This is a genomic window from Kitasatospora sp. NPDC008050, from assembly GCF_042957465.1.
GTDB lineage: Bacteria > Actinomycetota > Actinomycetes > Streptomycetales > Streptomycetaceae > Kitasatospora.
The window spans coordinates 180906-193916 of sequence record NZ_JBIBIJ010000011.1 but is presented as its reverse complement, the minus strand read 5'-3'; the positions used below and the strand labels follow the sequence as shown (position 1 = coordinate 193916).

13 protein-coding genes and 1 pseudogene are annotated in these 13011 nt (G+C 70.4%); 10 read left to right on the top strand and 4 right to left on the bottom strand.

Annotation, left to right across the window (positions count from 1 at the left end):
- Nucleotides 1-65: 65 nt before the first annotated feature.
- The 3 genes from ACFZB9_RS22785 (at nucleotide 66) to ACFZB9_RS22775 (ending at nucleotide 4470) form a co-directional block, all read left to right on the top strand.
- Entirely contained in the window at nucleotides 66-1691 is a 1626-nt protein-coding gene (locus tag ACFZB9_RS22785; RefSeq protein WP_391449824.1) for a condensation domain-containing protein, read from the top strand.
- Nucleotides 1692-1824: 133 nt separating this feature from the next.
- Nucleotides 1825-3651 (top strand): hypothetical protein, encoded by a 1827-nt coding sequence (locus ACFZB9_RS22780; RefSeq protein ID WP_391449822.1) that lies wholly within the window; start codon nucleotides 1825-1827, stop codon nucleotides 3649-3651.
- A gap of 57 nt (nucleotides 3652-3708) precedes the next feature.
- Complete coding sequence (locus tag ACFZB9_RS22775; RefSeq protein ID WP_391449820.1) at nucleotides 3709-4470, top strand: class I SAM-dependent methyltransferase; 762 nt, start codon at nucleotides 3709-3711, stop codon at nucleotides 4468-4470.
- 498 nt (nucleotides 4471-4968) lie between these two features.
- Here the strand turns inward: ACFZB9_RS22775 and ACFZB9_RS22770 are convergent, their stop codons facing one another.
- Complete coding sequence (locus ACFZB9_RS22770; protein ID WP_391449818.1) at nucleotides 4969-5337, bottom strand: VOC family protein; 369 nt, start codon at nucleotides 5335-5337, stop codon at nucleotides 4969-4971.
- A 63-nt stretch (nucleotides 5338-5400) separates the two neighbouring features.
- On the opposite strand from ACFZB9_RS22770, the gene ACFZB9_RS22765 reads away from it, so the two are divergent.
- Entirely contained in the window at nucleotides 5401-5859 is a 459-nt protein-coding gene (locus ACFZB9_RS22765; RefSeq protein ID WP_391449816.1) for a MarR family winged helix-turn-helix transcriptional regulator, read from the top strand.
- Here the strand turns inward: ACFZB9_RS22765 and ACFZB9_RS22760 are convergent.
- A complete protein-coding gene (locus tag ACFZB9_RS22760) occupies nucleotides 5759-6682 on the bottom strand; it encodes an SDR family oxidoreductase (RefSeq protein WP_391449814.1) in 924 nt (307 codons plus the stop codon). The two genes, ACFZB9_RS22765 and ACFZB9_RS22760, sit on opposite strands and share 101 nt — an antisense overlap.
- Here ACFZB9_RS22760 and ACFZB9_RS22755 point away from each other — a divergent pair.
- The 3 genes from ACFZB9_RS22755 (at nucleotide 6659) to ACFZB9_RS22745 (ending at nucleotide 9019) form a co-directional block, all read left to right on the top strand.
- Nucleotides 6659-7084 (top strand): hypothetical protein, encoded by a 426-nt coding sequence (locus ACFZB9_RS22755; protein ID WP_391449812.1) that lies wholly within the window; start codon nucleotides 6659-6661, stop codon nucleotides 7082-7084. The genes ACFZB9_RS22760 and ACFZB9_RS22755 overlap by 24 nt on opposite strands.
- Complete coding sequence (locus ACFZB9_RS22750; protein WP_391449810.1) at nucleotides 7081-7944, top strand: hypothetical protein; 864 nt, start codon at nucleotides 7081-7083, stop codon at nucleotides 7942-7944. The genes ACFZB9_RS22755 and ACFZB9_RS22750 overlap by 4 nt, the downstream gene beginning before the upstream one ends.
- Nucleotides 7945-8365: 421 nt before the next feature.
- Nucleotides 8366-9019: a DUF6461 domain-containing protein gene (locus ACFZB9_RS22745; RefSeq protein WP_391449808.1), complete on the top strand. Its 654-nt coding sequence runs from the start codon at nucleotides 8366-8368 to the stop codon at nucleotides 9017-9019.
- 390 nt (nucleotides 9020-9409) lie between these two features.
- Here the strand turns inward: ACFZB9_RS22745 and ACFZB9_RS22740 are convergent.
- Nucleotides 9410-10045: pseudogene (locus ACFZB9_RS22740) on the bottom strand (transcriptional regulator); the annotation flags it as partial.
- A gap of 215 nt (nucleotides 10046-10260) precedes the next feature.
- The gene (locus tag ACFZB9_RS22735) at nucleotides 10261-10587 is read right to left on the bottom strand and encodes a hypothetical protein (RefSeq protein ID WP_391449806.1); all 327 of its coding nucleotides are present in this window, start codon (nucleotides 10585-10587) and stop codon (nucleotides 10261-10263) included.
- Here ACFZB9_RS22735 and ACFZB9_RS22730 point away from each other — a divergent pair.
- The 3 genes from ACFZB9_RS22730 to ACFZB9_RS22720 all read left to right on the top strand — a co-directional run bounded on the left by ACFZB9_RS22730 (nucleotide 10553) and on the right by ACFZB9_RS22720 (nucleotide 12947).
- Nucleotides 10553-11527, top strand: coding sequence for a toxin C-terminal domain-containing protein (locus ACFZB9_RS22730; protein ID WP_391449804.1), 975 nt, complete (start codon nucleotides 10553-10555; stop codon nucleotides 11525-11527). The genes ACFZB9_RS22735 and ACFZB9_RS22730 overlap by 35 nt on opposite strands.
- Before the next feature lie 61 nt (nucleotides 11528-11588).
- Nucleotides 11589-11843 (top strand): hypothetical protein, encoded by a 255-nt coding sequence (locus tag ACFZB9_RS22725; RefSeq protein WP_391449802.1) that lies wholly within the window; start codon nucleotides 11589-11591, stop codon nucleotides 11841-11843.
- A gap of 213 nt (nucleotides 11844-12056) precedes the next feature.
- Nucleotides 12057-12947 carry an SDR family NAD(P)-dependent oxidoreductase gene (locus tag ACFZB9_RS22720; protein WP_391449800.1) on the top strand — a complete coding sequence of 297 codons (891 nt, stop codon included), beginning with the start codon at nucleotides 12057-12059 and terminating at the stop codon, nucleotides 12945-12947.
- Nucleotides 12948-13011 lie beyond the last annotated feature (64 nt).

Sequence of the window (13011 nt, the reverse complement as noted above, 5' to 3'; positions counted from 1 at the left end):
AATCGGCGCTCAATCAGGCCGCCGACAACCGAGTGGCGCCTGTCCGGACGAGAGAGCGCGCAGCCATGGACCATCTCAGCCTGGTGTGTACGAGCGGCGCCGAGGTACTCGGGGCGCAGGACCTCGACCCTGACGCCAACTTCTTTGCTCATGGTGGAAGTTCACTCAAAGCAGCCCGGCTGTGCGGACGTCTGCGCAAACAGCTGGGACGCCCGGTCCCACTGGAACTGCTCTTCCGGCACCCCGTGTTGCGGGAGTTCGCGGCGGCACTGGCCCAGCTGCCCGCTCCCGTCCCCCGGCCCGCGGCCGCCGAGCAGGGCACGCCCGGCGCCGACCGCCTGCCCGTCACACCGGCCCAGCAGCGCTCGCTGCTGCGGGACCACGAGCACCGCACGCTCGGCGCGCCGGCTCACGTGCGCACGGTGCCCTGGTGCGTGCTGCTCCAGGGCCCGGTCGAGGAGCGGGCACTGGCCACCGCCCTGGCCGCCTTGCCGGCCCGCCACGACGCGCTGCGCACCGTCTTCCGACTGCGCGACGGGGTCGGCGAGGCGAGGGTCCTGCCCGAGGCCGAGGTCGCCTTGCAGGTGCGCGACCTCTCCGGGCTGCCTGCGGAGAGCCGGCTGCCCCGAGCCCTGGCCCTCGCCGCCGAGACCGCCGGCCTCGCCTTCGATCCGCGCGAACCGACCCGGCTGCGCGCGGTGCTCCACCGGCTCGCCCCGGACCGGTCCGTACTTCTGCTGGTCAGCGACCACAACGTCTGCGACGGTCGCTCGGCCGACATCCTCGGCGCGGACCTTGCCCGTCTCTACACCCGTGAGGTGCGCCGGGACGCCCGCGAACTCCCCGAGGTTCCCGTGCAGTTCTCCACCTGGGTGGCCGACCGCCACGGCCCCGCGGGCCGGCGGGAGCAGCGGGCACGGCTGCTGCCGTACTGGACACCCGAGGTGGCGCGCAACCGCTTCTTCCCCCAGCTCGATCTGCCGATCGCCCGGCCGACCGGTGACGGATGGGCTGCCGAGGGCATCCGCCATCGCAGCGTGCTGCCGAACGGTACGGCCGACGCCATGGAGGACTACGCCAGACGGCACAACACCACGCTCTTCACCGTCCATGCCGCGGGCTTCGTGGCGTACCTGCACGCGGTGACCGGCGAGCGCGACATCACCATCTGCGCGCCCGACGACCTGCGGGGGGCGGACGGCGTGGAGCACACCGTCGGCTGGCTCGCCACCGCCGTGGCTCTGCGCTTCCGGCTGCCGCAGCGCCCCACCTTCGACGACGTCGTCACGGAGGTCCGGCGCGTCCTGCTGGGTGCCATGGACCACCGCGGCCCCGGCTACCGCGACGTCCTGGACGCCGGCAGTACCCCCCAGCAGGGCGCGCCCACCGTCATCTTCTTCGAGTACACGGAAGGGGACGACGCCCAGGACGCGGCCCTGCTCTTCGGCGACACCCCGGCCACCGGGCTGCCGCTCCCGATGGCCGGGACGACCGCCGGCCTGTCCCTGTGGTCCCGCCGGACCCCCGAAGGCCTGGTGACGACCGTCGTCCACGCCGGCAACCACCTCGACGAGGCGGCCATGGAGGACTTCCTCGCCGGCTGGCGCGCACTGGCGAACCGCGCGGTCACGGCCTGCGACCTGCCGCCGGCCGGGACGCTCCAGGACAGCGGCGGGGGGCGGACGGCATAAGCGTCGCTCAGCAGGCAACAGCGCCCGGCAGCCGGGCGCCTCCCCCACCCGGCGGACATCGACCTTCCGAGCTCCTGCCCCGTCGGCCCAGGGCCCGGCGTGGCCTCCCACCTACGCCAGGAAAGGCATCCGCATGACCACCTATCCGCAAGAGACGTTGCTCCGATCCCGCTCGGAACGGGGCGACGGCATCCGGCTCCCCCGCTTCACCCTCCAGGACCTGCCCGCGCTCGACTTCGCCCCGCCGATCGTCCCCGAGCTGGTGGCCCCCGGCGAGCTGTCCGCTCCCTGGGCCTACAAGCGCTTCCGCGACCTGGAGGCCAAGGAGGCCTTCCGTGACCTGCTGCTGAAGGAGCTCGACAGCGCCTTCGCGGAGCTGGCCCCCGGCACCGCGACCGCGGCGAGCGGCGCGCTGCGGCACCTGCTCGGCCAGCTGACCGAGAAGGGCGCGGTGGTCCTCGCGGACATCGTCGCCACCCAGGACTTCCTGGCGCTGGTCGAGCGGTACGACGAGATCATGACCGAGGAGGGCAGCGGCAGCTTCATCCACCGCTTCGTCGACCTGCGCAGGACCGCCGGGCTGCTCACCGACCCCTCGGTCAACCAGCCGCTGCTCCACCCGCTGATGGTCGCCCTCATCTGCTACGCCGTCGGCGGGCCGGTGCGGATCGTCGACGCCCGGGCGAAGGACGCCGAGCCGTTGTCGGTCCTGGCGCAGGACAACATGCTCCACATCGACAACACCCCCTTCAACGACGAGTACAAGATCCTCGTCACCTGGCGGCGCGGCACGGCCGAGGGCCCAGCCGGCCAGAACTTCACGTTCCTGCCCGGCACCCACAAGCTCGCCCGGAGCTGCTTCACCGATGCCGAAGGCGTCCCGTGGTCGAGCGAGAACGCCTCGATCTTCACCACGCCCGACAGCATCCGAAAGGTCTTCGCGGCCCAGCAGCGGCTGGGCAACGAGACGCAGCCGACCGTGGTCGAGGTCTGTGACCCCGACCGCCCGCTCAGCAGCGTCTTCGCCGCGGGCTCGCTGGTGCACCACCGCTTCCGGACCGCCTCCGGGAAGGCCCGGAGCTGCGTCATCATCGCCTTCCACCGGGTCGCCGACAATCCCGGCCGCCTGGTGAGCGACGTCGAGGACACCCCGGCCGCGTCATTGAGCGAGCTGCTCACCTGCGGTACCCCCGACGAGTCGTACGGGCCGCGGCTCCTGGCCAGCCTGAAGGCGTCGGCCGGCGAGATCGCCGCTCTGCTGGCCAGGTGGGAGCGAACGCCCGAGCGCCCCGTGCCGCTGCCGCTGCACGAGCAGACCCTCAGCGGGCAGCGCTTCGAGGAGTGGATGGCCGCCGCGACCGAGGCGCCGAAGGTCCAGGAGATCCGGGACCGCGAGCAGGTCGTCCCGTTCGGCGAGATCCTGTTGCGCGAAGAGTTCTTCGACCTGGTCTGGCGCCTGATGCGCTTCGACAAGCACGGCCCGCTGGACCTGATCCTCCACCACGACAATCACGAGGAGCCGCGCAAGTGGGCACGCAACCTCATTCGTGAGGCCTCGAAGGACCGCCTGCAGGAGCGGCTCTCGGGCTGGAAGAACACCCTCGACCAGCCCCGGCCCTCGGACGCCCTGCTGCCCGGGCAGGTGCGGGACCTGGTGATACGGGTTCTCGACCTGGTGAGCCTGGATGGGACCCAGCAGCCTCCCGCCGACTGGCTGGGCGACCTGGCGGGCATGAGTCTCGATGTGGCCGGGCGCTCGGTGACCCAGTTGCTCGAGGACCTGGCCGAGGCCGTGCTGCGCTGCGAGGACCTGCCGGCCTACCTGTCGACCTGCCTGTTCGTCTTCTGGGCGGTGGATGCCGCGTACAGCCTCGACGGCAGGCGCAACGCCGCGGTCCTGGAGATCTCGGGCCGGCTGCTGCGGCACTACGTTCTCCTGGCCCTCACGTCGGCCGGGTGAACCGGCCACCGGACCACGCCCCTCCCCTTCCGGCCAGCACCAGTTGAGGATGCCGAGATGTCCCGCACTTTCGAAGAACTCGTCAGCGAGGCCGAGTCGGCGTCCGTGGCAGGCTGGGACTTCTCCTGGCTGGAGGGGCGAGCGACCGAGGAGCGCCCCTCCTGGGGCTACCAGCGGCTGATGAGCGAGCGGCTGGCGACCGCCTCGGCCGCACTGGACATCCAGACCGGTGGTGGCGAAGTCCTCGCCGAGGCTTCGACGTTACCGCCGGTGATGGCCGCCACGGAGTCCTGGCCGCCGAACATCGCCAGGGCCACCCGGCTGCTGCACCCGCGTGGCACGGTGGTTGTGGCGACCCCCGACGAAGCCGCGCTGCCGTTCGGCGACGCGGCGTTCGACCTGGTGACCAGCCGCCACCCCGCCACCGTGTGCTGGCCGGAGATCGCCCGCGTGCTGCGGCCGGGCGGAACGTACCTGTCGCAGCACGTCGGCCCCGCCACCACGCCCGAACTGGTGGAGGCCTTCCTCGGAGCGCGAGCCAGAGAGCGCAAGACGCGTCGGCCGGTCGACAAACGCGCCGGAGCGATCGCGGCCGGCCTCTCGGTCGTCGACCTGCGTATCGAGCGGCACCTGCGGATGGAGTTCTTCGACATCGGTGCGCTCGTCTACTTCCTGCGCAAAGTGGTCTGGACCGTGCCCGGCTTCACCGTTGCGGGCCATCACGAACAGCTGCTGGAACTGCACGAGCGAATCCGGGCGGAGGGCTCGTTCGTCACCCATGCCTCCCGCACGCTCATCGAGGCGCGCAGGCCCGTCTGATCCGGGGCGGGATCGGGGTGAGGGCGGATCGGGTCGAGGGCGGATCGGGTCGAGGGCGGTGGCCACGCCGACACGGAGTAGTCGCCGCCCAGACCCACCTGACGCACACTCCCCGCCCTCGCCGCCCTCCCCGCCCTCGCTGCCCTCGCTGCCCTGGTGCTCGAAAGCACCCCCTTCGCCCCGGGCTGACCGAGAGCCTCCTGACTTTGTGCCGCGACGCCTGGTGGCCCCTCACCGTGGAGGGGCCACCGAGCAAGCCCGTGCTCTCGGCTCGGACGGGCGGCGTAGGCACCTCCGTCCTCGGGAGACCTCGACCTCTGTCCGGCTCTGGACGCGCTGAACCACGACCGCCCGGCTCGACGTCACACGCCGTCCACCCCAGGTGTGAAGAGCCGGGCAGGTGATCACCCCGGGGCAAAACAGACCTCGCCCGGATTCTCGAGTCTCGCGCAACCGCGGTCTGTGGGGGCTGGTGATTGTCCGGTGGCGTTTGGCCGGTCAGGCGCGGTCGTGGAGCGTGACCTGGTAGCCGTCGGGGTCGGCGAAGGTGAATGTCCGGCCGAAGGGGCCGTCGATCGGCGCGGAGACGATGGTGTGACCGCCTGCGACGAGAGCATCGTGGATGGCCTGGACGTCTGTGGCGTGGAGCCAGATCGCGGCACCGATGCCGGGCTGAGCAACGGATGCGAGATCGGTGCCGGGAACGACGTCGCGAAGTGCGAACGCGATCGGCTTCGTCTCGAAGACGACGGCGTGCGGAGGTCCGGCCTGCGAGCGGACGAGGCCGAGGTACTGCTCGTAGAACGCCTGCGAAGCGTCGAGGTCGCGCGCCTGGAGCGAGATGAAGTCGGGGCCGGTGGCGGGCATGATGATGCTCCTTCCCTTCGTGTCAGATTCCTGACACAGACCAATGTATGTCAGAATGCTGACATGAGTCAAAACGGTGTCGGCGTCGACCTGGACAAATCACTGGGCTACCTGCTGAAAGAGGCTTCGAGCGCCCTGCGCGCAGCCATGGAGGAGGTGCTGCGGCCACTCGGGATGAGCGTGACGCACTACTCCTGCCTCGAACTGCTGGCTCAACGGCCGGGCTTGTCGAACTCCGAGCTCGCGCGTGGCGCGTTCGTGACACGGCAGTCGATGAACGTACTGCTCCAGGCCCTGGAACGAGACGGCTACGTGACCAGGCCTGCGGAGGCACCCGTCGGGAAGGTTCTTCCGACGCGGCTCACGCCTCGCGGCCGACAGAGGCTCGAGAAGGCGACCGTAGCGGTCCGGTCCGTCGAGGTCAGAATGCTGGCCGGCCTGACCGAGGCCGAGCAGTCAGGCGCGTTCCGGATCCTGCAAAGCATGATCCATTCCCTGCGCGATGGCAACGACGGTGCATAGCTCGTTCCCCGGCGCACGTCTCCTCGCGCCCGGCCAGGAGTGCAGCCGAACATGAACATCCTTGCAGGATGCGGAGCTCTTCCTCCAGGGGCTTGCCCTCGGCCAGGAAGGTGTCCTGGCCCATCGCGGTGAGGGCGACCAGGCGTCGGCGCCGGTGGGCGGGGTCGACGGTGATCGTCACGTACCCCTGCGCCTCCAGTGGGCGCAGGGCGCGGCTGATGGCGGGCCCCGCGGCGGTCGCGGGTTGTGTCATAGCAGGCGGTGCGCCCGGAGATCGGCCACGTACTTGGTGATCAGGTCCGGTGACAGGCGGGGGATGTTCACCGAGCGAGGTGATGGCCCGCGCGGTGAAGTCCACCGGGAGTGCGTCGAAGTGCCCGCGGCTCTCGCCGGTGCCCCGGGTGTAGAAGCTGCCGGGTGCGGTGCCCGTCGCCAGCAGGCTCAGCACGAGGCGGGTGAAGACATCCGGGACGTTGAGCTGACCGCGGTAGCGCGGGTGCGCGAGGATCATGTTCGAGCGGAAGACGGCGACCGGCAGACCGAACGCTTCGTGCGCCTCGCGCAGCAGCACCTCGCCGGCCCATTTGCTGGCCGCGTAACCGTCGGCGTAGTCACCGTCGAGGTCGCGTGCCCCGCAGGCGGTCCGGGTGTCCGCCGACTCGTCGGCGGCTGCCGCGTTCCCGAAGACGACGGCGAGCACGTGGAGATGCTGGGCGGCGGACCTTCGGTAGCGCTCCATGAGTTCCGGGTCGCCGCTGTCGAAGGCCGCGTCTACGCGGCGGCCGCCGACCGGGCCGGTGTGCCCGTGGTAGAGGTCGGCCACGGCAACGGCCTGGGCGCCTCCTCGCTCCAGACCGGCCGCGCCAAGCTCAGCGACTCCGGGATGCTCTCCACCGTCCGCGAGGCCCTGACCAGCGCCCGGATGGGCGTGTTCATGGGCCCCGGCTGGGGCACCAGCGACGACCTGCGAGGAGCGTTGCGGCACGGCGCGCAGGTGTTCCGGATCGCCGCGCACCGCACCGAGGCCGACGTCACCGAGCGCCACCTGGGCTTCGTCGCCGAGCACGGCGGCCAAGCCCAGGGCGTTCTGATGATGAGCCACATGGCTGGCCCCAGCCAGCTCGCCGAGCAGCGCGCCCTGCACCACGCCGCTGACAGGTCCAAGGGGATGATGGTCTGCACAGGTCATGGTGCGGGCGAGTTCATACGGGGGATGCGACAGTGATCGAGGTAGAGCGCCACGGGGCATTCAACGTCAACTGTGTTGGATTGGAGCGTCTGCCGTTCCCGTTGAGTTTCAGCGTCCGGGAGGCCGACGGCTCGTGGATGGTCAGCGCGGCGGCCGCCCGGGCCGGAGAGTTGATCGATGTGCTGACCCGCACGGCGAACGACGCGGTCGTCGTCGTGAACCTGGCGACGAACAGTTTCCTGAACGAGGACTACCAGCAATGGCGGCCGTCGCTGATCGCCGCAGAGCAAGGGGTCGACTGCACCGTCCACCCGGTCGGGGAATGGGCCTCTGACTCCATCGAGCTCGGCGAGGAGTTCCTGGTGATACACCGGGACAGCCTGCCCCGATTCCTGAGCAGCGACTGGTCGCCCTACGAGCTGTCGCTGGTCGACATGTCGTCGGGGGCGACCCCTGAGCAGCTTGATGAGCTCGCTCTGGTCATCGGCACGGCCACCGGCAACGAGCCGGTCCTGCCTCGCCTCGGTGGCTCGCGTTTCTGGTTCTCCGGGCACGACGACTGCTACCTGGCGGTCGAATCGACAGATCCGGCCATGCCCGCATCGGTCCTCGGCCGACTTCTGGCCCTGCTGGCCGGCTCCGCTCTGATCGATGCCAATGGAGCCTCATCAGTGAGGGTTCCGGAACCGGACGGTGCGCTGCCGGAGCAGCTGATTCGTGAGAGCCCGCACTGGATCGGAGCCGTCGGGACCGCATCCGGAACCATGGTGACCGTCACGTTGTCAGCCCTGTCTCAGCGGTGGCGTCTCGGCCAGGAGCCGCCGGAGCGGGCCGACCATGTGGCCACGCTCAACCTGGACCACGGCGTGTGGCATCTCGCCCCCGCCAAGTCATAGGGGCAGGGTGCGCCTTTGGTCTCGCCGGTGACGTCGAGCCACGATACGAAGCACTGGCCGAGTCGACTCAATGGCTCCCAGGACCCTCGGGGAGTCGTCGAGTGCCTCCTGCAGGGCCTGCTCGAAGGTCTCGCGGTCACCGGGCGGGCCGTAGCGGGAGAGCTGGGCGCGCGGCTCGCGCAGCTCTCGCAACTTCACCGGCCTCGGTGCGGCCGGCGGCTGGTGGTCGTGCTGGACGGTCACCTGGTCCGCCTCAGGGGTGGTCGCGGGCAGCGCCGAAGCGGGCACCCGCAGGATCGACGGTAGCGGGTGGCGGGCGGTTGTTGGAGCCGTCCCGGTCACACTGCACCACGGCTGGGCGTCCGGCGGCGGGCCGGACCACCGGCCGCGCTCGGTGACAGACCCGGCGAGGTGCGCCACGATGATCACCATGACAGATGGAATAGCCTGGCTTGCCGCCCCTCAGTCGATCGCCTTCGGGGGCTACAGCGTGGTGATGGCCCGTGGGTTGGGCGCTGAGGAGCTCGTGTCCCGGGTCACCGCGACCGTGTACGGGCCCAAGCGCACCGCGCGTTGCCTGGATGAACTCACCGGCGAAGACCTGGTCGAGGTCCTGGAGTGCGACTACGGCGACGTCCTCGCCGGGATAGCGCTGCGCTACGGGCAACGTGGCGACACGGCCTTCGTAGTCACGTACGGCGGCTGGCAGGGGGAGATCGGCGACCTGCTGCCCGTCTCACGCGACGACGTCCACGTCTTCCATCTGGAGTTCGAGGAGGAGAACGGCAAACCCGTGCCGCCGCAGTTCCGCTATTTCCACGACGAACGCCTCATGGCCGCCTTCAACCTCCATCTGGATCGTTCGTGGGGCAACGACCGTGTGAGCGGAGACCCCGAAGCGGCCGCACGCGTGGAGGAGATGCTGACCGCTGCCGGCCTGCCCGACGAGAACATGCCCCGCCGCGAAGTACACCGCACCTCGCTGGAGGTCATCGGGCGGTGCTTCGGCCTGTCCCTGCCGCGTACGCAGATCCTGGACGAGGAGCTCCCCGCGGCAATCCTGGAGACGGCTTGATCGCATCACCTGCGGAACGGGCTGCTGCACCACCAGGCCGGTCCGTCCCCTGCGGGCTTCAGCTGGCGAGGCTTGCCACCGCACTTGTACAGGCAGCCTCCATGGGCCGACAACCCCATCCGGTCCGCGCAGGACGCATGTGGTGCCGGCCGCCCTGGTTCACCGACTTGAGGCAGGCGCCGCCACGCCTGCCGCCCCTCCCCCGTCCCGCGCCGGCCCCCGCCGCGCCACTCCGTACCGGAGGGCGGGTGCCGCCCCGCCGGTGGGACACCGCACGCCTGGCAGCCCTGCACGACCCGGACCTTGAGGTTGCGGCGGCCTTCGGCTGCTTCCTCATCATGGCGCTGCGACGCTCTGTGACCGCTGGGGAACTTGTGCGCGTCTTGCGTTTCAGGTCGCCTGCCCGGCCGGCGCTCGCAGGGCCCGCGCGGCGGGTGATCCGGGGTCGGCCGTGATCAGGACGACTTCCTGGTCGTCCTCGGGCACGAGCAGGATGTCGCAGTTCAACCGCAGCCTGCCGGCTTCCGGGTGGTCGAGGGTCTTGGTGCGGTGCCCGGGTGCGTGGACCGGACGTGTCTGCCAGATCTGCCGGAACTCCTGGCTGCCGGCGTTCAGTTCGGCCAGCAGGGCGGTCAGCTGCGGGTCGTGCGGGTAGCGGTCGGCGGCCCGGCGCAGTCGCGCCACCACGATGTGCCCGAACTCCTCGGCGCTGGAGCTCTCGTACGTTCGCCCTCGGCCCAGGAAGCGGCGCCGGGCCAGGTTTGTCGTCCCGCGTGCGAGACCGCCGCCGAGAAGTGCCTCGGCCAGGGGGTTCCAGGCGACGACGCCATAGGCCGCGTCGGTGACGATGGCAGCTGTCTCCGGTAGCCGCTCCAGCATCCGGGCCACGTGCGGGCGGACCTGCCGCACGGCGTTGCTGCCGGGCGGCGGGGTCGACCCCGCCAGGCGGAACAGGTGGCTGCGCTCGGCCGGCGCGAGCCGCAGCGCCTGGGCCAGCGCCTCCAGGATCCGGGCCGATGGCCGCGGGCGTGCTGGTCAACAACGCCGGCATCTCACCGTCACTCGCCCCGCCGGCCGACACCCTCGTCGAGGAGTACCGGCGCACGTACGAGACCAACGTGTTCGCGGTGGCGGCGAGGCCCGCGGCGCGGAGGTGGAGGTGGAGGTCGGGGCCGTCCTGGGTGAGTGGGTGGCCGCCCTCGTCCCCGGCAGGCGGGACCGCACGATTCAGTGGCGGCCGGTCATAGATGGCCGGTGCGCTGTCCTGTCGGTCGAGCTGCGGCGACGCCACGATCGGTGCCATCGGTCCGGCCCTGCGCCCCGTCGAGCGCCATCGACGTCGGCATCACCTTCGACTTCAACCAGACCGGCAATCTGGCCTGCACGGAGGCCAGCTGCACCGTCAACGAGAACGTCACGACCTCGACCACGAGTGCCCGCAGCGCCACGCTGTCCGGCAGTGTCAGCGCCGCGATGAGTGCGAGCGTGACAGTCAACGGCAGCGCGGCCGGGAGCTGTTCGCAGACCCAGGCCTTGCCGATCAACGGCAGCGGGACGATCAGCTGCATCGACCCGGCGGTCGCCCCGGTCGTCCAGCAGATCAAGGCCGAGAAGCAGGCCGAGGCGGACCGGCAGGCCCAGGCCACCGGCCAGAACGTCAACATCCCCTACACCCTCGACTACGAGGCCAGCGTCCAGATCGAGGCATTGGCCACCGTCCAGGCCGAGATCGACCGGGCGGTCCAGGCCGAGCAGGCCGAGCAGGACACCGCGAAGCAGAACACCCGCTGTCCGCTCAACAGCTTCGTAGCCGGAACCCGCGTCCTGCTGGCCAACGGCACCTCCGAACCCATCCAGGAGGTCAGGGTCGGCGACCGGATCGAAAACGCCACCCCGGGCAGCCAGGCCGTCGCGGCACACACCGTCACCGAGATCCACCGCACCGACGGCGACCGCGACTTCGTCGCCGTGGTCATCACCACCCCGGCCGGCACGGCGACGATCGACTCGACCGCACACCACCTGTTCTACGACCTCACCCTCGCCACCTGGGTCGATGCCGCCGCCCTCGCACCTGGCGACCGTCTGCAGACCACCGGCGACGGCAGCGCGACCGTCCAGGCGGTCCGCACCTACACCGCCGCCGACCGCACCTACAACCTCAGCGTCGACGGTGTTCACACGTACTACGTGCTGGCCGGTGCGACACCAGTCCTGGTGCACAACGAAGACCCGCTGCCCACCCAGACAAAGGGCCGGAACCAGCCGCTCACCAGCAAGCAGGCGAGCGACCTGGCGGCGTACCTCGGATACCGTGACACGGGCCAGCGCCTCAAGGGCCAGAAAATCTTCACGAACGGGAAGACCTTCATCTCGCAGGACATCGGCGACGGTAACGGCTCACACAACGGTGGCACCTGGAAGATCGCGAAGTCGGCGAAGGACCTGGGGAGCAAAACGACCCGCACGGCGACGACCGATGCTCTCCTCAATGAGATTGGCTGCTGATCCGGTGAGTTCGGAAACACCTGTGGACCGTGACATGTACTGGAGCGTCGTCCTACCCGGGATGACGGAGGCACAGGCGGAGCACCTGCTCTCGGTGGCCGGCGAAAGCCCGATCGGACTGCTCGGTTCCACGGTCGACCCCAGCTACTTCCTGTCGCTCCACATCGACCGCCATTCGGCCGAGACGCTGAAGGCGGCGCTGTTGTTGCTCCTGGAGTCCGGGTCCGCCGGCATCGAGGCGAAGGGGATCGGCCGCGGGTTGCTGGAGGCGGTGGACGACTGGATCGAGGCGGGCGGCCAGTACCTGGGCGAGTAACCGACGCTCAGTCACCAGGAGGTCCCCGGGGCGGCCCGACAGCGGCCGCCCCGGGGACCTCCTGCTCAGTGGCGTTCGAACGCCCACGGCTTCACCCTCCGAAGGAGGCGTCGGCCTCCGCCTTCACCGCCTCCAACCGGATAGTTCATCCGATTGCGTGCTACGGTTCCCACCAAGCGGATGAACTATCCGCATGACTGAGTGGAGGGGCCCATGACAAGGACAGCCGTGGTCACGGCAGGGACGGCCGGCATCGGACTGGAGACGGCTCTGGGACTGGCCGACGCCGGGTTCGCAGTCACCGTCGTCGGACGCAACGCCGACCGGGGCGCCCAGGCGGTCGACCGGATCAACGCGACGAACCCGGCGCACCCCGCACGGTTCCTGCCCGCCGACCTCGGCTCGCTCGACCAGGTGCGCGCGCTCGCCACCCGGATCGCCACCGAGCACGCCACCACGGGCGAACCGCTGACCGTGCTGGTCAACAACGTCGGGGCGATGTTCCCCGAACGACGGACCCTGGACGGGATCGAAGCGTCGTTCCTCGTCAACCACCTCTCGCCGTACCTGCTGACGGAACTGCTGCTGCCCACGCTGACGGCAGGGGCGCCCAGCAGGATCGTGAACGTGACCTCGGGCGCGGTCGGGCTCGCGAAGCGGACCTTCGACGCCGTCGAACCGCCCGGCGGCTACTACGGCTTCCACTGGTACGGCCGTGCCAAACTCGCCAACCTCGCCTACACGTTGGACCTGGCCGGCCGACTGGAAGGCACAGGCGTCTCTGTCCTCGCCGCCGACCCCGGAGGCGCCGCGACCGACATGACCAACGGCACCATGACCGACCCGAAGATCGTCTCCCCAGCCCTGCGGCTGCTGTGGCCACTGGTGCGCCGCAAGTTCGAACGCTCCACCTCGGGTCCGGCCTCCCTGGCTGCCCGGCCCTCGATCGTCGCCGCCACCGACGACGCCCTCGCGGGCCGGACCGGCATCGTCATCGGAGCCCAGGCGCACCCGGTGACGCCGCTGCGCGCAGCGACCGACCCCCGCCTCGCCCAGGACGTGCGCCGGCTCAGCGAACGGCACGCACCCCTCACCACCGCCTGACCCGCCGGGCGCCACGGGTACCGGTGGCGGGGATCATCCGGATGAGTCATCCGATTAGCATGTC